This is a genomic window from Sphingomonas sp., from assembly GCF_965227385.1.
In the GTDB taxonomy this organism is placed as follows: Bacteria; Pseudomonadota; Alphaproteobacteria; order Sphingomonadales; family Sphingomonadaceae; genus Sphingomonas.
This window is the reverse complement of the sequence record NZ_OZ245750.1, coordinates 2,003,163-2,023,239: the sequence shown is the minus strand read 5'-3', so window position 1 is coordinate 2,023,239 and position 20,077 is coordinate 2,003,163. Positions and strand designations below refer to the sequence as shown.

Genomic DNA, 20,077 nt, shown 5'->3' with positions numbered 1-20,077 from the left:
GCGGCCATTCATCCGTCGCCCCCTCTGTCACGGGAACCTGAGAGCTTTGATCCCGGAGCCTGTCCGGGACTTACCCCTTCGGTGGCTCACCCCTGACGGAGCGAGCGCTTTCCAGAGTGTCGTGGCCCGCGCGGTCCCTGGTGCCTGAGAGATTCCGGGGCGGTTGCTCCTTCGGCGTTCCGGGTCCGGAGACCCGCAAACTCTCCCGCGCGTGCCTTCACCGGTTGCCCGATGCCGACGCACCGGGAATGCTGCGCCGCACCGTTCGAGTCAATCGCGAAGTTTTCCACAAGCGCCGCCCCGGCGCGGGCCGGTGCCGCGCGCCGCGCAAGCGGCGGGCAAACTAGCGCGTTGCGTTATACTTCAGCTGGGCGTCGGTGAGCTGGAAGCCGACCAGCGCCTCGAACGTCGCGCGCAGCACGGCCTGACGCACTTCGGGGCGCGCCAGCGGATCGAGCGCCGCGGTTTCGTCGCCCGCCTTGCGCTTTGCCAGGATCTGGCGGCGGATATCATCAGGCAGCGTCGCGGCGGCGCGCGCGACATAGGCGTTGGCGGTCCCGCTCGCCTGCGCACGCGCCTGCCCCGGTTCGAATCGCAGCGTCACTTGCGCCACGCGCTTCGACACGACCGACGTGCCGCCCTGCACCACGGTCACGAAATAGGGCAGGGTCACCTCGCGCGCGCCCTCGGTCGAGCGGCGGCTGGCCTGTACCTCGAACGCGATGTCGCTGCGGATCATCTCGCCGCTATCGTCGCAATTGGACGTGACGTTGGTCATCGTCGCGGTCACGTCGATCGCGCTCGCCGCCGTGCTGTCGGCGGGGTTGAACAAAGTGATGTCGCCGGTCCCGGCCGGAACGCCGACGCGCGGGCAGGCAGATCGTACCGCGGTGATGCCACCTTCGGAAATATCGCCCTCACGGGCGCATGCGGCAAGCGCCAGCGGAATCGATGCGGCAAGCGCGAGTTTGCGAACGTTCAACTGGGGCACCTTTCCCGAACAAGACATGCCTGCCACCCCCATCGCTGGCGGACCCGGCCCGGCGGCGCGCACCATAGGCAGCGCTTTGCCTTCCCGCAACGGCCATCCCGCGCCTTTCCCGCCGCGCACGGATCGCGTAAGGCAGCCGCGATGACCGACAGCCCGAAACCCGTTCTCGACCTCCTCATCGCCGCCCCGCGCGGCTTTTGCGCCGGAGTCGACCGCGCCATCCAGATCGTCGAACGCGCGATCGAACTGCACGGCGCGCCGGTCTATGTCCGCCACGAGATCGTCCACAACAAATATGTCGTGGACACGCTGAAGGCGAAGGGTGCGGTCTTCGTCGACGAACTCGATCAGGTGCCCGACGGCGTCCATGTCGTCTTCTCCGCGCATGGCGTCCCCAAATCGGTCCCCGCCGCCGCGCAGAATCGCGGCCTGTCCTATTTCGACGCCACCTGCCCGCTGGTGTCCAAGGTGCATCGCCAGGCCGAACGGCTGGTCGCCGCCGGTCGCCACATCCTGTTCATCGGCCATGCAGGGCATCCGGAAGTGATCGGCACCTTCGGCCAGGTCCCCGACGGCGCAATGACCCTGATCGAAACCGAGGCGGATGCCGAGGCGGTCGCGCCGAGCGAGCCGGACAACCTCGCCTTCCTCACCCAGACGACGCTGTCGGTCGACGACACCGCGTCGATCCTGGCGATCCTGCAGCGGCGCTTCCCCGATATCGTCGCGCCCAAGGCCGACGACATCTGCTACGCCACGTCGAACCGGCAAGCGGCAGTGCGCGCGATCGCCGGGTCGTGCGACCTGGTGCTGGTAATCGGCGCGCCCAACTCGTCCAACTCGCTTCGCCTTGCCGAAGTGGCCGAGCGCGAGGGGACGACGTCCAAGCTGATCCAGCGCGCCGACGACCTCGAATTCGACTGGCTGGCGGGCATCGGCACGCTCGGCATCACCGCCGGCGCTTCGGCTCCCGAAGTGCTGGTGCGCGAAGTGATCGACCGCATCGCCACCCGCTACGACGTGACCGAACGCATGGTCGAAACCGCGCAGGAAACGATCACCTTCAAGCTGCCCAAGGGGCTCGAGGCGGCTTAGTCCAACATCCGTTTGCCCTGAGCTTGTCGAAGGGCGGCACTTTCCCCTACCGGCGTGCTTCGGCGCTTCGACAGGCTCAGCGCGAACGGAGGAATGGTGGCAGTCTACACACAGGTCCCGGCCGAATCGCTCGCCGCGTTTCTCGCCCGCTATGACGTGGGCGAGCTCGTCTCGGCCAAGGGCATCGCCGAGGGGGTCGAGAACAGCAATTACCTGATCGACACCACCAAAGCCCGCTTCATCCTGACGCTCTACGAAAAGCGGGTCGATGCGGGCGACCTCCCCTATTTCATGAACCTGCTCGCGCATCTCGATGCCAAGGGGCTGAACGTGCCGCCCGCGATTCCCGACCGCGACGGCGTGGCGATCCAGACACTCGAAGGCCGCCCGGCGTGCCTGATCAAGTTCCTGTCGGGTGTGTCGGTGTCCCACCCCACTCCGGCCCAGGCATACGCAGCCGGCAGCGCCCTCGGGCAAATGCACCGCGCAGTCGAGGATTTCCCCTTGGACCGGGTGAATTCGATGGGCGCCCAGACTTGGGCAGCCCTATTCGAGCGCTGCGGACGCGACCTCGACCAGATCGAGCCGGGTCTCTACGATCGCGTAAGCGAGGCGCTGGAAAGCGTGCTGTCGCGCTGGCCTGAAAATTTGCCTACCAGCGCCATTCATGCGGATTTGTTTCCCGACAATGTGCTGATGCTGGGCGACGAGGTCACGGGTCTGATCGACTTCTATTTCGCGAGCACCGATATCCGCGCCTATGATCTGGCGGTCATGCATGGCGCATGGTCATTCGACGCATCCGGCACGGAGTTCATGCCAGCAGTCGGCAAAGCGCTTATCGATGGTTACGACCGCACGATTGCATTGAGCGATGCCGAACGGGCCGCCCTGCCAGTTCTGGCGCAGGGTGCGGCACTCCGCTTTCTGTTGAGCCGTGCGTGGGACTGGCTGAATACGCCTGCGGGCGCGATGGTCACCCGAAAGGATCCGCTCGCCTACCTAAAGCGCTACGACTTTTATCGCACGTTTGACCCCGCCCTCACCCATGTCGCGGGCGATGCTCACCTGATGGATCCCTTTGCAAAATGACCGAACTCCCCCTCGTCGAAATCGCCACCGACGGCGCGTGCAAGGGCAATCCCGGGCGCGGCGGCTGGGGCGTGCTGTTGCGCGCGGGGACGGTCGAGAAGGAATTGTCGGGCGGTGAGGCGCACACCACCAACAACCGCATGGAGCTGATGGCGGCGATCCAGGGGCTGAAGGCGCTCAACAAGCCATGCCGCGTCAAGCTGTCGACCGACAGCCGCTATGTCATGGACGGCCTGACCAAATGGATCAAAGGCTGGCAGCGCAACGGCTGGCGCACCGCGGACAAGAAGCCGGTCAAGAACAGCGACCTGTGGATCGAACTCCTCGATGCCGCCAAACCCCACCGCATCGAATGGCAATGGGTCAAGGGCCATGCCGGCCACCCCGACAACGAACGCGCGGATCAGCTGGCGAGCGACGCGGCGCTGCGGAGTTAGGGCGGGCGGCAGTTTTGGTGGGAAGCCACCGCGCCCACCCCGTCATGCTGAACTTGTTTCAGCATCCACCCTTCCACACGCTGCTCCGTCGCTTGCGGGAGGTTGATCCTGAACCAAGTTCAGGATGACGGATTAGAGGGTCGCATGCGCCTGCAAATGGGTGGCTTTCGGACGGTCGGTCTCCGTTGAAAATGGTGGTTCGCCGCCACTCATTTCCCTAGCCTGTGATCATGCGACAGGATCAGATCATTCAACTCGGCGTCCAGCTACGGATGGAAGGCGTCGCGCGCTTTCGCGATGACTTCAATCGTCTCGAGTGCCTCTATTTCATCGATCATGAGGTCCTCAAACTGGTCCAGCCGCAATCAGTTCGCAAGATCGGCGGGCGATCCGCCGATCGCGTATTGTCGGGCAGTGTGGGTTTCGCTCTTCGCAGCGAGGTTGGCGAAACCGGCGCAAGAAAATGGTCTGATATGCCAGCTTCTATAAGCCTCGTGCCCATCATGAACTTCCCAGATTTGGCTGGGCTTTCAGCACTGTCTGCTTCGGGTGAGGTTGATCCGCATTACGTTGACAAACTTCACAGCCTCATGCGCAGCATTCCAGCGACATGCAGCGAAATTGACCGGCGCTTTGGCCCCGATTTTCTAACTTTGCCTCGGCTCGATCGTTTGATGCGCATGGCGCGCGAACTGCGCGCAGTCGATGATTGAATTAGCCTGTGCCCCGTAAGCCGACGGCAGCTATAATCGACACCGATCTCGAAGACCTATGGCTGCTACGGGGGCGTCAGCAGTCCTCCATTTGACAGTCCCCGGCGTCAGGCAGGGACTTTACGACCGATATTGCCCGATCGGCGCCACCGCCGGTGCAAATATTCGACATTCCCCTCCGCAAACGCGACACCCCTCCGGTGTTCGATGACGCGAAGTTCGCCGACATCGTCGCATCACCTGTTTCGCGGCACGCGCCCGCAATCGCCCGCGCGGATGCTCCACGCCATCCGCTGCCCGTGCAAAAACACCCGGCAAACAGCCAAAAACCGCTACCCGCTTTCCTACAAGAACCTATTTGGTTATAATCCTCCGCACGTCACAGCAGACGGAGGCCAAGTGAACACACGCAACACCCCGCGTCCGCAAACGCAACGCGCCGCCGCGCCTCACCTCTCTTCGACCGGCGCGCCCGGGCCGTTTTTCAGAATCGATTCGATCGCGTTCTTCGCCGACGCCTTGCTCGAATAGCCCTCGGTCCAGAAGATGATTTCGTTGTTATACTTGAACTTGGCGACATATTCGCCGGCTTTGTTCTGCTCGATCACGAACTTGTGGGCCATCATCTGCTCCCTCGTTGCGACAGGCCAACGATAGCAAAGCCGCGCCGCCCGTCCAGCGTTTCAGCCGCGAAACCGCTGGATCGAGTAGCGTTCGGGGTCGAGATGCGCGACCATCGGGTCGGGCGCGCTGCCCAGCAGCATCGCCGCCGCCAGCTTCGACGCGGCGGGCGCGGTCTGGATGCCGAAGCCGCCCTGCCCTGCGCACCAGAACAGGCCGGGCACGGCGGGGTCGAACCCATAGACCGGCTTGCGGTCGGGCGCGAAGGTGCGCAGCCCCGCCCAGCGCCGCTCAAGCGCTTCGACCCGCCAGTCGACCGCGCTGGCGAGCTTGTCGATCGCTATCGCGACATCGATCTCCTCGGGCGCGGCATCGCACGGGGCGGTCGGAATCTCGTCATGCGGCGACAGCCAGATGCGTCCGCCCGACTCGGGCTTGAAGTAGAACCGCTCATGCGCGTCGCGGACCAGCGGCAGGCTCATCGATGCGGGCGGATCGACGCGCAGCTGCACCATCGTGCGGCGCAGCGGCGCGATCCCCGTCGGCGGCGCCCCGGCCAGCAGCCCGACCGGCTCGGCCCAGGCCCCGGCGGCGTTGACGATGACATCGGCCGCGAACACCCCGGCGCGCGTCTCGATCCGCCAATGGCCGTCGCGCGACAGCGCGACGACGGCGGCGTCGCACACCAGTTCCGCCCCGTCGCGCCGCGCTGCCGCCAGATAGGCGCCATGCAACGCGGCAACGTCGATGTCGCAACAGCCGACATCGTACAGCGCCTCGGTCCATTCGGGCAGGATGCCGGGGCAATATTGTGCCGGATCGACATCGTCGAGCACCACCCCCGCCTCGGCAAAGGCCGCGACAAATCCGTCGAGCACATGGCGATCCGCGCGCCGCGCGATGAACAACTCGCCACGCGGAGAGAGGAAGCTCTGCGACCCAATCCGCTCCGGCGGATGGTGCAGGAAGTCGCCCGACGCCGTCACCAGCGGCTGGATGTTCGGCCCGCCATAGGTTTCGGACCAGAATGCCGCCGACCGCCCGGTCGCGTGATAGCCGGGCTGCGCCTCGCCTTCGAGGATCAGGACGCTGGCGTGCGGCGCGATTTCGGCGGCAAGACTCGCGCCGGCGATCCCCGCCCCGACCACCGCGACATCATAATGCTTCATCCGCGTCGCGCCCGCGCTTCCAGGAACAGGTCGATCTCACCGATCGCGCGGTTCCGCACCTTGTCCGCCTCGCGCAGGATCTCGTGCGCGCTTTCCTTGCCGAAACGCACCACCCGCGCGTCGGGCAGTTTGGCGACCTGCGCCAACGCCGCCCTGGCATCGACCAGCCCGTCATGCTCGGCGATCAGCGCCAGCACCGGCACATCCATCCGCTTGAGCGCGGGGTTGGTGCGCAGCTCGCGCGTCGAGCGGAACGCCTCGATCACCCATTTCCAGCTGGGCGGGCCGGTGACGTTGCCGGGATTGGCCTGCTGCCAGAAAATCTCGTCCTGATAGCGATCGGTGTCATGGGTCAGCAGCGATTCGCGTGTATCGGTGGTGTAAGGCCGCTCGTTCGACTTCCACGCCGGACGCGCCGAATTGCCAACGCCGCCGAGCAATCGCGCCAGCCGCTCACCCAGCGCCGCGCCGAACGGTCCCTTCAACCCCAGCATCGGCGCGATCAGCACCGCAGCGTCAGGTCGCGCCACCCCTTCGACCAGCCCGCGCAGCACCAGATGCCCGCCCATCGAATGGCCCATGATGATATGCGGCCCCGGCGTCGCGGCCATCCATTCGCCCACGAAGTCGCGAAAATCGGCGATGTACTGCGCGAAATCCTCGATATGCCCGCAATTGCCGGCGTCGGTCAGCCGCCCCGATCCCCCCTGCCCGCGCCAGTCGAACGATGTGATCGTCCAGCCACGCTCCTGCCAGTGCGCAAAGCTCTCCAGATATTTCTCGAACACATCGCCGCGCCCGCCCTGGAACAGGATCGATCCGCGCGGCGCGCCGCTGGCGGGCCAGGCGAAACAGCGCAGCACCCATCCGTCGCGGGCGGTCCAGTTGGTGACGCTGGCGCCGGCGGGAATAGCGCGGCGATCGATCTGGGAAACGGTCATGGGCGCTGGTTACGGTTTGGAAAGCCCTCGCGTCTAGAACTTCCATTCAGATGGGGGAATTTGCGCCTGTAATTCTGCTGGGCCTGCTGGTCCTGATCCTGGTTTCGGCCGGTATCGAGGACGCGCGCATCCGCGAAATCTCCAACTGGAAGAATGCCGCGATCGCGCTGCTGGCGCTGCCGTGGTGGTTCGCGATGGGGCTCAACCCCTGGCCCGAGATGGCGATCCAGCTGGGCATTGCGCTTGGCGTGTTCGCACTGTTCGCCGCCGCGTTTCAGTTCGGCATGATGGGCGGCGGCGACGTCAAGATGATCGCCGCGCTCGCGCTGTGGTTCCCGTTCGACAAGCTCATCAGCCTGATCGTGATCATGTCGCTGGTCGGCGGTGCGCTCACTCTGGTGATGCTGATCGAAAAATGGGTCCGTCGGCGCAGCGAACAGCCTGAGATTCCCTACGGCATCGCCATCGCCATCGCGGCGCTGCTCACACTTCGCGAACCGATTTTTAACCCCTTCTGGTGATGCTTAACGCCGGTGCAACCCGGTCGGACATTGAAAAGGCCTGAGACGTCATGGATGGACGGAAGATCATATTGCTGGTCGGCGCGCTGATCGTCGCGGCGATCACCGCGTTCATGGCGCGCAGCCTGATGACGGGATCGCCCGCGCCGGTTGCCGGCGCTGCGCCCGTTCCGGGCCAGCCCGCGCCGGTCGATGCCGTCGAAGTGCTGGTGGCGACCAAGGCGCTGCCTGTCGGCACCATCCTCGGCCCCGATTCGATCAAGTTCGTCGCCTGGCCCAAGGATCTGGTCGAGGGCGCCTATTTCAAGAAAGAAGATACCGACCTCGGCAAGCTTCAGGGCACCGTCGTCCGCTTTGCGATTCCCGCCGGCCAGCCGCTGACGCAGGGCGCGGTGGTCAAGCCGGGCGACCGCGGTTTCCTTGCCGCCGCACTCGCACCGGGCATGCGCGCGGTGACCGTGCCGGTGTCGGCGCAGGCCGCCGTTGCCGGCTTCATCTTCCCGGGCGACCGGGTCGACCTTATCCTGACCCAGACCGTCCCCGGCGGCGGCGACGGCCCGCCGCTCAAGGCGTCGGAAACGGTACTGCGCAATCTGCGCGTGCTCGCCACCGACCAGCGTACCGACAAGCAGCAGGACGATCAGGGCAAGACCGTCGTCGCCACCTATTCGACCGTCACGGTCGAGGCGACGCCGCGTATCGCGGAAAAGATCGCGGTCGCGCAGACGCTCGGCACGCTGTCGCTGTCGCTGCGCTCGATCGCGGACAATGGCAGCGAGCTGGAACAGGCCATCGCCTCGGGCGAGATCACGATGCCCGAAGGCAATGATCCCAAGGCGGAAAAGGCGATGATCGCCCGCGTCGCGTCGCGCCCCGCCGAGGGCGGGTCGACCTTCTCGACCGGTGCCGATGTCTCGCGTTTCCAGCGCAGCACCGTGCCCGGCAAGGCGCGCGACGACGACCGGGACATGGTCGGGCCCGGCGCGCCTCCGGCAGGCGGCGCCTATCCGGGCGCCGCAGCAGCGGGTCAGGGACCGGTGGTCAAGATTTCACGGGGCAATTCGGTCACGGTCGTCCCGGTTGGGGGGAAGAATTGAGATGCGTGTGAGGGGGAACAAGCTGGGCGGAGCGCTCGCGGCGGTGGCCGTGCTGGCGATGCCGGCCGCAACGTTGCCGGCACCGGTGCTGGCACAGACCGTCCATGCCGCACCGCGCGAAACGGTCCAGATCGCGACCGGCCGCGGTCGTCTGGTGACGCTCAACGCGCCGATGTCCGACATCTTCGTCGCCGACCCGGGCGTCGCCGACGTTCAGGTCCGCTCGCCAACCCAGCTCTGGGTATTCGGCAAGAAGGCGGGTGAGACGACCGTCTATGCCACGACCAAGGCGGGCAAGGTGATCTACTCGTCGACCGTCCGCGTCGGCAATAATTTCGACAGCGTCCAGGGCATGCTGGAAACGGCGATGCCGGAATCGGACATCACCGCGACGACAATGAACGGCTTCGTGTTGCTCACCGGGACCGTCGCTGCGCCGCAGGATGCCGCCGAAGCCGAACGGCTGGCGCAAGCATTTGTCGGCGAAGAGACCAAGGTGCTGTCGCGCCTCAAGACCGCGACCCCGCTGCAGGTCAATTTGCAGGTCCGCATTTCGGAGGTCAGCCGCAGCTTCGCCAAGAATATCGGCAGCAACTTCACCACGCTCGACGGGTCGGGCGGGTTCAAGTTCGGCATCGGCAGCGGGCGTTCGCCGGCGACCAGCTGGACCACCGATCCCCGCCTTCCACTCGGCGTCGGTGGCACCGTAACGGGCTATACGACCGATCCGATCACCGGCGCGCTCGTCCAAAAGCCAGGCACTGCGATCACTCCGGGTGCGGGGCGCACGACGATCGGCGGGCTCGGACGGCTGTTCGGTCTGGATATCCTCGGCGCGCTCGACCTTGGTGAAACCAACGGACAGGTGTCGACGCTGGCCAATCCGAACCTGACCGCGCTGTCGGGTGAGACGGGCTCGTTCCTGGCCGGCGGCGAAATCCCGATTCCCGTAAGCCAGGGGCTCGGCGCGGTATCGGTCGAATACAAGCAATATGGCGTCAGCCTGGCGTACACGCCCACGGTGCTGGCCGATGGCCGCATCTCGCTGCGCGTCCGTCCCGAAGTCTCGCAGCTCTCGGCCGCGGGGTCGGTGACGATCGGCGGGGTGCAGATCCCGGCGCTGACCACCCGTCGCGCCGAAACGACGGTCGAACTGGGTTCGGGTCAAAGCCTGATGATCGCCGGCCTGCTCCAGAATTCGCACGACAATCTGATCGACCAGACCCCGGGGCTGGGAAATCTGCCGGTGCTCGGCGCGCTGTTCCGCTCGAACGGGTTCAAGCGCAACGAGACCGAACTGGTCATCGTCATCACCCCCTATCTGGTGAAGCCGGTCGACGGGAATCAGATCGCGCTGCCGACCGATGGCTATCGCGCGCCGGATGATGCCGAGCGCGTGCTGCTCGGCCGCCTTGGCGGATCGACCCCAGCCAAACGTCCGACGCCACAGATGGTGCCGCCGGTGGGCGCGGAGCCCGCGCTCGGCGCGACGTCTCCTGTCCAGCCGGGTCCCCAACCGCGTCCTGAACCGGTGCAGCCGCTCGCCACCCCGGCGCAGCAGCCTGCGCCCAAGGGCGACGGCAAAGACAAGCGCAAGCGTGGTGCGGCCCCCGCACCCGGCTTCGGATTCAACTGATCGCGGCGAGGAACGACCATGTCGAAGCGTAATACGATCCTCTTTCTGACCGCTGCCGCCAGCCTGTTGTCCGCATGCGGCGCAGGCAGCACTGCCGGCCTCGAATCGGCGAACCAGCCGGTCGTCGCCCGCACCGATTATGTGTTCGATGCAGCCACCGATGGCAGCTATCTGGCATCGGGCGAACAGGCACGGGTCGCCGGCTGGCTCGCATCGCTGCGGCTGGGCTATGGCGACCGCGTCTATGTTGACGACCCCGGCAACACCGGTGCAGCCCGGCAGGTGGCGAGCGAAGCGGCGCGCTATGGCGTGCTGCTGTCCGGCCCTGCCCCGGTTACCACGGGCGCGGTACAGCCGGGCATGGTTCGCGTGATCGTCAGCCGGATGAAGGCGAGCGTGCCGGGATGCCCCGATCGCCGCGATACCGGCGAAGGCAGCTTCGCGGGCAAGACCAGTTCGGGCTATGGCTGCGCGGTCAACGGCAACCTCGCATCGATGATCGCCCGGCCCGAGGATCTGGTGCGCGGCGAGCCCGGCTCCCCCACCGCGGACCCGGCGCAGATCAGCAAGTCGATCAAGGCGCTGCGCGAGGCGGCACCGACCGGCACCGGCGGCACGACCGTCAAGTCCGAAGGCACCGGCGGAGGCGGCCAGTGAACGCGCCCTTCAACCCCCAGCGCGCCGCCCATCGCGAGCCGTTCGTCGCGTTCGTGTGCGACGAGACGACCGCCGAGGCGATCCGTCCGATCGCGATTGAACAGGGCTGGAACCCCGACAAGGTTCACAAAGGCGGCCTGCGCAACGCCGTGCAGACCCTGTCGGTATCGGCCAGCCCCAACATCCTGTTCGTCGACCTGTCCGAAAGCGGCGATCCGCTGAACGATATCAACGCGCTGGCCGAAGTGTGCGAGCCGGGTACGGTCGTGATTGCGTCAGGCCAGGTCAACGATGTCCGCCTGTATCGCGATCTCGTCGCGTCGGGCATCCAGGACTATCTGCTCAAGCCGCTCAATCCCGACGTGATGCGCGAAGCGTTCGTGCACGCCCAGGCGATGCTGAATGCGCCCAAGCATGTCGATGCCGCCTCGGATCGCCCGCATTGTGCGGTCGCCGTGATCGGCACGCGTGGCGGCGTCGGTGCTTCGACGCTGGCGACCTCGCTCGCCTGGCTGATGAGCGAGAAGAGCGGACGTTCGACCGCCCTGCTCGACCTCGACGTTCATTTCGGCACGGGCGCTCTGGCGCTTGACCTGGAACCCGGTCGCGGCCTCACCGACGCGATCGAGAACCCCAGTCGTATCGACGGGCTGTTCATCGAACGCGCGATGGTCAAGGCGTCGGACAAGCTGTCGGTCCTGTCGGCCGAGGCTCCGATCAACTCGCCGGTGATGACCGACGGCGCGGCCTTCTTCCAGCTGCAGGAAGAAATCCGCAGCGCCTTCGAATGCACCGTGGTCGACCTGCCGCGTTCGATGCTGGTGAACTACCCGCACCTCATCTCCGACGTGCAGGTGGCGGTGCTGGTGACCGAGCTGACGCTCGCCGCCGCGCGCGACGCGATCCGCATCATCAGCTGGTTCAAGTCGAACGCACCGCATACGCAGCTGATCATCGTTGCCAATCGCGTCCCGACCGGCGCGCTGGAAATCAGTCGCAAGGACTTCGAAGGGTCGATCGAGCGCAAGATCGACTATGTGATCCCGCTCGACACCAAGACCGCGGTGCAGGCGGCCAAGCTCGGCAAGCCGCTGGCGGAGGCCGGGAAGAACGTCAAGGCGCTCGCCCCGCTGGCCGACATCTCCACCCGCGTGATCGCGATCACCGACGCGGGCGAGGAAGGCCGCAGCGACAAGGCGAAGGCAAAGGGCGGCACCGGCAGCTCGCTGCTCGGCAAGCTGACCAGTTCGATCAAGCTCGCCCGGAAGGCGAAGGCATAATGCGCACCGGCTGCGGCCGGTGCCCTGTTTCGGAGGCGTGATAGGGTGGAATTGCTCCCGATGATGATGCTGGCGGGCGGCACCTTCATGGTGCTGGCGCTGCTCATCCTCGCCTTTTCCGGTCCGTCGGCCAAGAATGCCGGCGCGCGCCGCCTGACCTCGCTGCGCGACCGCCATGCCGGCGTGGTCGGCGCGGGAGCGGTCGAGGCGCAGCTGCGCCGGATTTCGACCCATCGCGCCAGCCGCATGGACAATGCCGCCGCACGGTTCCTCCCCAATCCGGCCGAACTGGGCAAGCGGCTGGCCAAGACCGGCAAGAGCTGGACCGTGGGCCAGTACGGGATGGCGTCGCTCGGCATCGTCGTCGTCATTGCGGCGGCGCTGATGGTTCAGGGCCTTCCCGTGCTGCTCGCGCTGCTCGTCGGCGTGGTCGTCGGCGGCGGTCTCCCGCACATGGTCGTCGGCTTTCTGATTTCGCACCGTATCGCCAAGTTCAACGCCAAGTTCCCGGACGCGATCGAACTGCTCGTGCGCGGCCTGCGCTCGGGCCTGCCGATCACCGAGACGATGGGCGTGGTCGGGTCCGAAGTCGACGGTCCGGTCGGTGAGGAATTCCGCTCCATCACCGACAAGATGAAGATCGGCCGCACGCTCGACCAGGCGCTGCAGGAGACCGCCGACCGGCTCGGCACGCCCGAATTCCAGTTCTTCTGCATCACCATCGCCATCCAGCGCGAGACCGGCGGCAACCTGGCCGAAACGCTCGCAAACCTGGCCGAAGTGCTCCGCAAGCGTGGCCAGATGAAGCTCAAGATCAAGGCGATGTCGTCGGAATCAAAGGCATCGGCGTACATAATCGGCGCCCTGCCCTTCATCGTGTTCGGCATGATCTGGATGATCAACGACACCTATATGCAGGGCTTCTTCATCGATCCGCGGCTGATGGTCGCGGGTGGCGGCGGGATCATCTGGATGGGCATCGGGGCCTTTATCATGGCCAAGATGATCAATTTCGAGATTTGATGCGATGATGACCAATCCCACCGGTCCCACACTGCTCGGCGTCGACGTCTTCTACGTCGCAACCATCCTGGCCGGCATCGCCGCGTTCAGCGTGCTGCTCGCCATCTATGCCGCTGTGTCGGTACGCGATCCGATGGCGAAGCGCGTCAGGGCGCTCAACGAACGCCGCGAACAGCTCAAGGCCGGCATCACCGCGTCGACCAGCAAGCGCCGCGCCAAGCTGGTGCAGAAGAACGCGACGACCGATCGCATCCGCGACTTCCTGTCCTCGCTCAAGGTGCTGCAGGATTCGCAGGTCAAGACCGCACAGATCAAGCTGATGCAGGCCGGTATCCGGTCCAAGGATTATGCCGTCGCCGTCATTTTCGGCCGCCTGGTCCTGCCGATCGTGATCGGCGGGACGATGGTGTTCCTCGTCTACGGCACCGAAATGTTTTCCGACTGGACCCCGCTCAAGGCCTACGGCCTCGTCGCCGGCAGCGCGATTCTGAGCTACAAGGCGCCGGATATCTATCTCAAGAACAAGATCCAGAAGCGGTCCAGCGCGATTCGCAAGGGCATTCCCGACGCGCTCGACCTGCTCGTTATCTGTGCCGAAGCGGGACTCACCGTCGATGCGGCATTCGGCCGCGTCGCCAAGGAACTCGGCAAGGCCTATCCCGAGCTGGGCGAGGAATTCTCCCTCACCGCGATCGAGCTCGGCTTCCTCACCGACCGTCGTCAGGCCTTTGAAAATCTGGCGACGCGCATCGATCTCGATTCGATCCGGGGCGTCGTCACGACGATGATCCAGACCGAGAAATACGGCACCCCCCTCGCCTCAGCGCTGCGCGTGCTGTCGGCGGAGTTCCGCAACGAACGCATGATGCGCGCCGAGGAAAAGGCGGCGCGCCTGCCCGCGATCATGACCGTGCCACTGATCCTGTTCATCCTCCCGGTGCTGTTTGTCGTGATCCTCGGCCCGGCCGCCTGCTCGATCAAGGACGCGTTGCTGACCGGATAACGGCGTGTTCGGCCGGCGCGGCACTATGCAGTTTCGGCGGCTGCACCGTGCTGTTTCCATTGCGATTCCGCGGGTGGCGCTCGGCTTCCGCTTTGGTTAACCTGTTTCGAACGCGAAATGGGGAGACGCGACCATGTTGTTCACCACGCCCACGGAATGGGCGGCGATTGGCTTTACGCTGATCGCCGGCTGGCTCTTTGGCCTGGCCAGCAGTTCAGGCGGCAAGAAATGGAAACGCCAGCTCGAGGAAGCGGAGCTGAACTATGCCAGCGCACGCGACCGCGATGAAACGGAATTATCGAACGCCCAAACGCGCATCCGCGACCTTGAGCGCCAACTGCGCGACTCGCGGCCCGCACCATCGGCGACGCCGGTCGTCGCCACCGCCGCAGCCGCTGCAGCAGCGCCGACGCTGATCGAACGCGCGCAGGAAGCCGCCGAGCAAAAGGCCGCCGCCGAGCCCGCGCCGGCGCCCGCGCCGCAGCCCGAAACCAGCTGGATCCCCGAAGGTCCGCCCCCGCCCCCGCTGCCGATGGGCACGGTCGAGGCGCAGCCGGTCGATGCAACTCCTGCGCCTGCACCCGTGCAGGAGGAGGTCGCCCCGGCTTCGCCCGTGGCCACCTTTCCAGCGACAGAGGGCCCAGCGCCGACAGCTGCGGGCGGAACGGATCCAGCTGCGCCGGGAACGCATGATCAGGGCGAGCCAGCAGGAAGCGTGAGCGAACCGCAGGCCGGCAACGCATGGCTGCCCCCGCATGTCCGGGCAGACACTGCGCCGCACCATTGATCCAGTCTCGCATCAGCGGGTGCCGAGCAGCACCCGCTGGTAATGCTCGACCACAGCGGCGAGCGGACGCCCGGCTTGGTCGAGCACGATGGCGCGGTGGCGGATCACGACGCCGCCAGCAGGCGTGCGACCGGCCTTGACCGTCCACGTCGCATAGGTTTCGCGGCGTGGCGACAGCGGCAGGATGACGCGACCAAACGGCACGTCGCTGCTGTCCAGCGCTGCGTTCATCTCCGGCGTCAGGCGGCTGGCGACGTACCAGTTGGTCGCTTCCGACAACAGGTGATCCCCGCACATCAGCCGCACCCGGCGATAGCCCAGAACCTCGCCCTTGCCGACCTTCAGCCGCGTGCGCGCGGGCGATGCGCTGGCAGGCGCGCGCCCGCGCTCGACCTCGGCCCGCACGCGCGGCGGATCGGCCAGGGCGAGCGACGCGCAACGCGCCTCCAGCACGCTCGTCGCCGTGCGCGCAGCGAGCAGATCGGCGTTGAGGCGTTCGACGGGAGACATTTGCGCCGCAGCGATCGCACCGATCAGCATCAGCGCCGGCGTGACGCCGCTCATGCTGCGCTACTGGCGGCAGACGCAAAGCCCCGGGGTGCCCTGCACGGGCCGTCAGGGCGGGTCGGCCGCAAGTCGATGCACGTCGTCATCCCGCTAGTCTAGCTGCGCGGTCAGCCATAGGCCAGCCGCATCGGCGCGGGTGCTGGGGCGGACGCGACGCTGCCCATGCTGCCATTGGCCTGCTCGCTCAGCGTCGTGATCTCCCGCATCAGGTTGCGCGCGGCGGCGGAGGTTTCCTCGACCATCGCCGCATTCTGCTGCGCGGTCTGGTCCATCGCGGCGATCGCGCTGGTGATCTCGCCGATGGCAGCCGATTGCTCGGCATTCTCGCTGGCGATGGTGTCGAGCAGTTCGTGAACGTTGGAGACATTCTCCGAAATGCCCGTCAGCGCGCCGTCGACCTGGCGTACCGCCTCGACCGCATGCGTCACTTCCGCCTGAGTCACGGTGAGCTGGTCGCAGGCGCGCTTCGCCTCCTCCTCGGCGCGCATGGCGAGCGCGGAGACAAGGTCGGCGACGACCGCGAAGCCGCGCCCCGCCTCGCCCGCGCGACCGGCTTCGACGGCGGCGTTCATGGCAAGCACGCGGGTCTGGAACGCGATCTTGTCGAGACCCTCGATCACGTCGTCGATACCCTTGGCGGATTCGCTGACCCGGCCCATCGCCGCGACCGCATCCTCGGCCACGCTGCGCCCCGCAGTCACCGCGCTCATCGCGCCGTCCGCGCGCGCAACCGTCTCCCCGGCCGCCGCAGCAGTGGCGCGCAGCCGCGCATCCATCTGCAGCACCGAGGCGTTGGTCTCTTCCAGGCTCGCAGCGGTCGCCTCGGTCCGCCGGGCAAGATCATCCGACGCCGCCACAATCTCGTTCGCCCCGGTCAGGACGGCACCGCTGGTGCGCGAAATCGATTCGAGCAGCGTGTTGAGCGCCGCCTCGCGCTTGCGGGTTTCCTCTGCCGCGCGGTCGCGTTCGGCCTGGGCCTCCTCGAAATAGACGGTGACGGCCAGCTCCATATCGAGCATCACCGCCTTCAGCAGCACCGCGATCTGGTCCGCGCGCGTGCCCTTGCCGCGGCTCAGCCAGCCCTGCGGTTGCGATCCCAGATAGTCGTGGATCAGCTGGTCGACGACGATCGCGTAGGACCCGACATACCATTGCGGTTCGAGGCCGATCTTCGCATGGACCTTGCCCACGCGGCGGACGCTTTCGAGATAATCCTGGTCGAACCGCCCGCTCCACAGCCGTTTCCAATGCTGGTCCTGCAGGTTGCGCGCCGCGCTCATATGCTGCGCATCGCGGAAGTGATGGCGGAGCGCTGGAGTGTCGGCGATTTTGTCGTACAGCCGTTTATGCGCCGCCGCGACCAGAGGCTCCAGTTCACGGCCCAGTTCCTGCAGCGTCGCCCGTTGCGCCTCATCAAAGCCGATAAAGGCGAGCCGGGGACCCAACATGTCATTCAGCATCTGGCGGACCTCTCTATTGGTTAGAGGCTTCCCATCCGATGCGTCTGGGGGTGTCAGGACGGCACCGACGGAAGCGTCGATGCTATCCTTAGACTGGCGAAATATTCTCCGGACGGCAGGTACGAAAATAATCGGAACAGATCGTTCTGATTAACGTGAACGTAAGGCGGCCTGCGCCGCCGCCAGCCGCGCGATCGGCACGCGATAGGGGGAGGCAGAGACGTAATCGAGGCCCGTCTGTTCGCAAAAGGCGATCGAAGCCGGGTCACCGCCATGCTCGCCACAGATGCCGAGCTTGATGTCGGGCCGCGTCGCGCGGCCACGTTCGGCCGCGATGCTGATCAGCTCGCCCACGCCCTCAACATCCAGGCTGACGAACGGGTCGCGGGCATAGATTCCCTTCTCCACATAGGTCGTGAGGAACCGCCCGGCATCGTCCCGACTGACGCCCAGCGTCGTTTGCGTGAGGTCGTTCGTGCCGAAGCTGAAGAACGCCCCCGCCTCCGCAATCTCCCCGGCGCGCAATGCTGCGCGCGGCAGTTCGATCATCGTTCCGACAAGGTATTCGATTGTCCGCCCCTGCTGCGCGAACACCGCCTGCGCAGCGCGATCGACCACCGCCTTCATCAGCTCCAGCTCGCGCTTGGTGCCGACCAGCGGGATCATCACCTCCGGCACCGGTGCCGCGCCCGACTTCTCCGCGACGGCGCACGCCGCCTCGAAGATCGCGCGTGCCTGCATTTCGTAGATTTCGGGATAGGTCACGCCGAGGCGGCAGCCGCGATGGCCCAGCATCGGGTTGAATTCGTGCAGCTCCGCCGCGCGGCGGCGCAGCGTTTCGACGTCGAGCCCGGCGGCCTTGGCCACCTCCTCGAACTCCGATTCCGCGTGCGGCAGGAATTCGTGCAGCGGCGGATCGAGCAGGCGGATCGTGCAGGGCAGGCCCGCCATCACCTCGAAAATCTCGATGAAATCGGCGCGCTGTTCGGGCAGCAGCTTGTCGAGCGCGGCGCGGCGGCCGGCCTCGTCGCTCGCCAGGATCATCTGGCGGACGGCGGTAATGCGGGCGGCGTCGAAGAACATATGCTCCGTCCGGCACAGGCCGATGCCCTCCGCACCGAACTCGCGCGCGGTGCGGCAATCGAGCGGGGTTTCGGCGTTCGTGCGGACCTTCAGGCGGCGGACTTCATCTGCCCATACCATCAGCGTGCCGAAATCGCCGGCCAGTTCGGGCTGGATCGTTGGGACGGCGCCCAGCATCACTTCGCCGGTGGTGCCGTCGATCGTCAGCACTTCGCCCTCGCGCACTTCGCGCGTGCCGATGCGCATCACGCCTTCCGACGCCTTGATCGACAACGTGCCCGCGCCGGAGACGCAGGGACGGCCCATGCCGCGCGCGACCACCGCCGCATGGCTGGTCATGCCGCCACGCGCGGTCAGGATGCCCTTGGCCGCGTGCATGCCGTGAATGTCCTCGGGGCTGGTCTCCACGCGCACCAGGATCACTGCGTCGCCCGCCGCAGCGCGCTTTTCGGCGGTGTCGCTGTCGAACACCGCGATGCCCGACGCCGCACCCGGCGAGGCGGGAAGCCCCTTGGTCAGCACGTCGCGCGGCGCGCTGGGATCGAGCGTCGGGTGAAGCAGCTGGTCGAGTGCCGAGGGATCGACGCGCAGGATCGCCTCGTCGCGGGTGATCAGCCCTTCATTGGCCATATCGACCGCGATCTTGAGCGCCGCCTTGGCAGTGCGCTTGCCCGAGCGGGTCTGGAGCATCCACAATTTGCCGCGCTCGACCGTGAACTCGATGTCCTGCATGTCGCGGTAGTGGCGCTCGAGCTGATCGAACACGCGCGCCAGTTCGGCATAGGCCTCCGGCATCGCCTCTTCCATCGACAGCGGCTTGGCCCCTGCCCGCTCACGCGCCGCCCGCGTCAGATATTGCGGGGTGCGGATGCCGGCGACGACATCCTCGCCCTGCGCGTTGATCAGGAACTCGCCGTAATAGGCGTTCTCGCCGGTCGCGGGGTCGCGGGTAAAGGCGACGCCGGTGGCGCTGGTGTCGCCCATATTGCCGAACACCATCGCCTGGACATTGACCGCCGTGCCCCAGTCGCCGGGAATGTCGTTGAGGCGGCGATAGACCTTCGCGCGCTCCGACTGCCACGACCCGAACACGGCGCCGATCGCGCCCCAGAGCTGGTCATGCACGTCCTGCGGGAACGGCTTGCCCCACAGCTCCTGCACCAGCGCCTTATATTCCTCGACCAGCGTCTGCCAATCGGCGGCGGTCATCTCGGTATCGAGGCTGTAGCCGCGATCCTCCTTGGCGATCTCCAGTGCTTCCTCGAACCGGCCATGGTCGAGTTCGAGCACGACGTCGGAATACATCTGGATGAAGCGGCGATAGCTGTCCCACGCAAAGCGCGCGTCGCCGCTCGTGTCCGCCAGCCCAACCACGGTGGCGTCGTTGAGACCGAGGTTGAGGACCGTGTCCATCATCCCCGGCATCGACACGCGCGCGCCCGAGCGGACCGAGACGAGCAGCGGATCCGCCGCATCGCCGAAACGCTTGCCCGTCACCCCCTCGATATGCGCGACGCCGGTTGCGACCTCGGCCTTCAGGCTGTCGGGGAAGCTTTCGCCATTCTCGTAATAGAGCGCGCAGACCGGGGTCGAAATGGTGAAGCCGGGCGGCACCGGAAGGCCGATCGACGCCATCCCGTCAAGGTTCGCGCCCTTGCCGCCGAGCAGGTTCTTGTCCCCCTGGCCGCCGTCGGAAACATCCCCGCCGAAGCGGTACACATTGCGAGTCATTCGAACCCCTTCCGTGACTTGGGCCGCGCGTACCGCAGGTGCGAACAAGGGGGAAGGGCTTGTCCCCCGTTGTCAGGGGGAAGAAATGCTACAGGCGTGTGAAATTCTGCGCGGGGGGCGGCTTTCAATCCACTCCCGCTAGGGGGAGGTGGCAGGCGCAGCCTGACGGAGGG

General features: G+C 66.3%; 19 protein-coding genes and 1 riboswitch. Of the genes, 12 read left to right on the top strand and 7 right to left on the bottom strand.

Annotation, left to right across the window (positions count from 1 at the left end):
- Window positions 1-121: 121 nt before the first annotated feature.
- Window positions 122-218, bottom strand: a riboswitch (glycine riboswitch).
- Between the two features lie 125 nt (window positions 219-343).
- Window positions 344-1,009: a hypothetical protein gene (locus tag ACO05N_RS09740; RefSeq protein WP_422056913.1), complete on the bottom strand. Its 666-nt coding sequence runs from the start codon at window positions 1,007-1,009 to the stop codon at window positions 344-346.
- 123 nt (window positions 1,010-1,132) lie between these two features.
- On the opposite strand from ACO05N_RS09740, the gene ispH reads away from it, so the two are divergent.
- From ispH to ACO05N_RS09720, 4 genes are all read left to right on the top strand, one after another.
- On the top strand, window positions 1,133-2,086 hold the full coding sequence (ispH, locus tag ACO05N_RS09735) for a 4-hydroxy-3-methylbut-2-enyl diphosphate reductase (RefSeq protein WP_422056912.1): 954 nt from the start codon (window positions 1,133-1,135) through the stop codon (window positions 2,084-2,086).
- A gap of 96 nt (window positions 2,087-2,182) precedes the next feature.
- Window positions 2,183-3,178: a homoserine kinase gene (gene thrB, locus ACO05N_RS09730; RefSeq protein ID WP_422058729.1), complete on the top strand. Its 996-nt coding sequence runs from the start codon at window positions 2,183-2,185 to the stop codon at window positions 3,176-3,178.
- On the top strand, window positions 3,175-3,615 hold the full coding sequence (gene rnhA / locus ACO05N_RS09725) for a ribonuclease HI (RefSeq protein WP_422056911.1): 441 nt from the start codon (window positions 3,175-3,177) through the stop codon (window positions 3,613-3,615). The genes thrB and rnhA overlap by 4 nt, the downstream gene beginning before the upstream one ends.
- A 230-nt stretch (window positions 3,616-3,845) precedes the next feature.
- A complete protein-coding gene (locus tag ACO05N_RS09720) occupies window positions 3,846-4,328 on the top strand; it encodes a hypothetical protein (protein WP_422056910.1) in 483 nt (160 codons plus the stop codon).
- Between the two features lie 449 nt (window positions 4,329-4,777).
- Here ACO05N_RS09720 and ACO05N_RS09715 read toward each other — a convergent pair whose 3' ends face one another.
- From ACO05N_RS09715 to ACO05N_RS09705, 3 genes are read right to left on the bottom strand one after another with little or no spacing between them, the layout of a single operon-like run.
- Window positions 4,778-4,951, bottom strand: a complete 174-nt coding sequence (locus ACO05N_RS09715; protein ID WP_422056909.1) for a YegP family protein — start codon at window positions 4,949-4,951, stop codon at window positions 4,778-4,780.
- Window positions 4,952-5,011: 60 nt separating this feature from the next.
- Complete coding sequence (locus tag ACO05N_RS09710) at window positions 5,012-6,118, bottom strand: NAD(P)/FAD-dependent oxidoreductase (protein ID WP_422056908.1); 1,107 nt, start codon at window positions 6,116-6,118, stop codon at window positions 5,012-5,014.
- Complete coding sequence (locus tag ACO05N_RS09705) at window positions 6,115-7,059, bottom strand: alpha/beta fold hydrolase (protein ID WP_422056907.1); 945 nt, start codon at window positions 7,057-7,059, stop codon at window positions 6,115-6,117. The genes ACO05N_RS09710 and ACO05N_RS09705 overlap by 4 nt, the downstream gene beginning before the upstream one ends.
- Before the next feature lie 50 nt (window positions 7,060-7,109).
- On the opposite strand from ACO05N_RS09705, the gene ACO05N_RS09700 reads away from it, so the two are divergent.
- From ACO05N_RS09700 to ACO05N_RS09665, 8 genes are all read left to right on the top strand, one after another.
- Window positions 7,110-7,580 carry an A24 family peptidase gene (locus tag ACO05N_RS09700; RefSeq protein WP_422056906.1) on the top strand — a complete coding sequence of 157 codons (471 nt, stop codon included), beginning with the start codon at window positions 7,110-7,112 and terminating at the stop codon, window positions 7,578-7,580.
- 50 nt (window positions 7,581-7,630) lie between these two features.
- Window positions 7,631-8,677, top strand: a complete 1,047-nt coding sequence (gene cpaB / locus ACO05N_RS09695; protein ID WP_422056905.1) for a Flp pilus assembly protein CpaB — start codon at window positions 7,631-7,633, stop codon at window positions 8,675-8,677.
- Between the two features lies 1 nt (window position 8,678).
- Complete coding sequence (locus tag ACO05N_RS09690) at window positions 8,679-10,313, top strand: pilus assembly protein N-terminal domain-containing protein (RefSeq protein ID WP_422056904.1); 1,635 nt, start codon at window positions 8,679-8,681, stop codon at window positions 10,311-10,313.
- Between the two features lie 18 nt (window positions 10,314-10,331).
- Complete coding sequence (locus ACO05N_RS09685) at window positions 10,332-10,970, top strand: CpaD family pilus assembly protein (protein ID WP_422056903.1); 639 nt, start codon at window positions 10,332-10,334, stop codon at window positions 10,968-10,970.
- Complete coding sequence (locus ACO05N_RS09680) at window positions 10,967-12,250, top strand: AAA family ATPase (RefSeq protein ID WP_422056902.1); 1,284 nt, start codon at window positions 10,967-10,969, stop codon at window positions 12,248-12,250. Before ACO05N_RS09685 ends, ACO05N_RS09680 begins: the two co-directional genes overlap by 4 nt.
- 45 nt (window positions 12,251-12,295) lie before the next feature.
- Window positions 12,296-13,273 (top strand): type II secretion system F family protein, encoded by a 978-nt coding sequence (locus tag ACO05N_RS09675; protein WP_422056901.1) that lies wholly within the window; start codon window positions 12,296-12,298, stop codon window positions 13,271-13,273.
- A gap of 7 nt (window positions 13,274-13,280) precedes the next feature.
- Window positions 13,281-14,276, top strand: a complete 996-nt coding sequence (locus ACO05N_RS09670) for a type II secretion system F family protein (RefSeq protein WP_422056900.1) — start codon at window positions 13,281-13,283, stop codon at window positions 14,274-14,276.
- 133 nt (window positions 14,277-14,409) lie between these two features.
- Complete coding sequence (locus ACO05N_RS09665; RefSeq protein ID WP_422056899.1) at window positions 14,410-15,063, top strand: hypothetical protein; 654 nt, start codon at window positions 14,410-14,412, stop codon at window positions 15,061-15,063.
- A gap of 12 nt (window positions 15,064-15,075) precedes the next feature.
- On the opposite strand, the gene ACO05N_RS09660 is transcribed toward ACO05N_RS09665, so the two are convergent.
- The 3 genes from ACO05N_RS09660 to ppdK all read right to left on the bottom strand — a co-directional run bounded on the left by ACO05N_RS09660 (window position 15,076) and on the right by ppdK (window position 19,904).
- Window positions 15,076-15,627 (bottom strand): hypothetical protein, encoded by a 552-nt coding sequence (locus ACO05N_RS09660; RefSeq protein WP_422056898.1) that lies wholly within the window; start codon window positions 15,625-15,627, stop codon window positions 15,076-15,078.
- Between the two features lie 110 nt (window positions 15,628-15,737).
- Window positions 15,738-17,090: a protoglobin domain-containing protein gene (locus ACO05N_RS09655; protein WP_422056897.1), complete on the bottom strand. Its 1,353-nt coding sequence runs from the start codon at window positions 17,088-17,090 to the stop codon at window positions 15,738-15,740.
- A gap of 150 nt (window positions 17,091-17,240) precedes the next feature.
- A complete protein-coding gene (gene ppdK / locus ACO05N_RS09650) occupies window positions 17,241-19,904 on the bottom strand; it encodes a pyruvate, phosphate dikinase (protein WP_422056896.1) in 2,664 nt (887 codons plus the stop codon).
- Between the last annotated feature and the right edge of the window lie 173 nt (window positions 19,905-20,077).

What these genes read in the sequence shown, in the direction of transcription:
- ACO05N_RS09715 (WP_422056909.1), bottom strand. Translation starts at nt 4,951, where the DNA reads ATGGCCCACAAGTTCGTGATCGAGCAGAACAAAGCCGGCGAATATGTC.
- ACO05N_RS09685 (WP_422056903.1), top strand. Translation starts at nt 10,332, where the DNA reads ATGTCGAAGCGTAATACGATCCTCTTTCTGACCGCTGCCGCCAGCCTG.
- ispH (WP_422056912.1), top strand. Translation starts at nt 1,133, where the DNA reads ATGACCGACAGCCCGAAACCCGTTCTCGACCTCCTCATCGCCGCCCCG.
- ACO05N_RS09655 (WP_422056897.1), bottom strand. Translation starts at nt 17,090, where the DNA reads ATGCTGAATGACATGTTGGGTCCCCGGCTCGCCTTTATCGGCTTTGAT.
- ACO05N_RS09665 (WP_422056899.1), top strand. Translation starts at nt 14,410, where the DNA reads ATGTTGTTCACCACGCCCACGGAATGGGCGGCGATTGGCTTTACGCTG.
- ACO05N_RS09670 (WP_422056900.1), top strand. Translation starts at nt 13,281, where the DNA reads ATGACCAATCCCACCGGTCCCACACTGCTCGGCGTCGACGTCTTCTAC.
- ACO05N_RS09740 (WP_422056913.1), bottom strand. Translation starts at nt 1,009, where the DNA reads ATGTCTTGTTCGGGAAAGGTGCCCCAGTTGAACGTTCGCAAACTCGCG.
- ppdK (WP_422056896.1), bottom strand. Translation starts at nt 19,904, where the DNA reads ATGACTCGCAATGTGTACCGCTTCGGCGGGGATGTTTCCGACGGCGGC.
- ACO05N_RS09690 (WP_422056904.1), top strand. Translation starts at nt 8,679, where the DNA reads ATGCGTGTGAGGGGGAACAAGCTGGGCGGAGCGCTCGCGGCGGTGGCC.
- ACO05N_RS09710 (WP_422056908.1), bottom strand. Translation starts at nt 6,118, where the DNA reads ATGAAGCATTATGATGTCGCGGTGGTCGGGGCGGGGATCGCCGGCGCG.
- ACO05N_RS09660 (WP_422056898.1), bottom strand. Translation starts at nt 15,627, where the DNA reads ATGAGCGGCGTCACGCCGGCGCTGATGCTGATCGGTGCGATCGCTGCG.
- ACO05N_RS09720 (WP_422056910.1), top strand. Translation starts at nt 3,846, where the DNA reads ATGCGACAGGATCAGATCATTCAACTCGGCGTCCAGCTACGGATGGAA.
- rnhA (WP_422056911.1), top strand. Translation starts at nt 3,175, where the DNA reads ATGACCGAACTCCCCCTCGTCGAAATCGCCACCGACGGCGCGTGCAAG.
- cpaB (WP_422056905.1), top strand. Translation starts at nt 7,631, where the DNA reads ATGGATGGACGGAAGATCATATTGCTGGTCGGCGCGCTGATCGTCGCG.
- ACO05N_RS09705 (WP_422056907.1), bottom strand. Translation starts at nt 7,059, where the DNA reads ATGACCGTTTCCCAGATCGATCGCCGCGCTATTCCCGCCGGCGCCAGC.
- ACO05N_RS09700 (WP_422056906.1), top strand. Translation starts at nt 7,110, where the DNA reads ATGGGGGAATTTGCGCCTGTAATTCTGCTGGGCCTGCTGGTCCTGATC.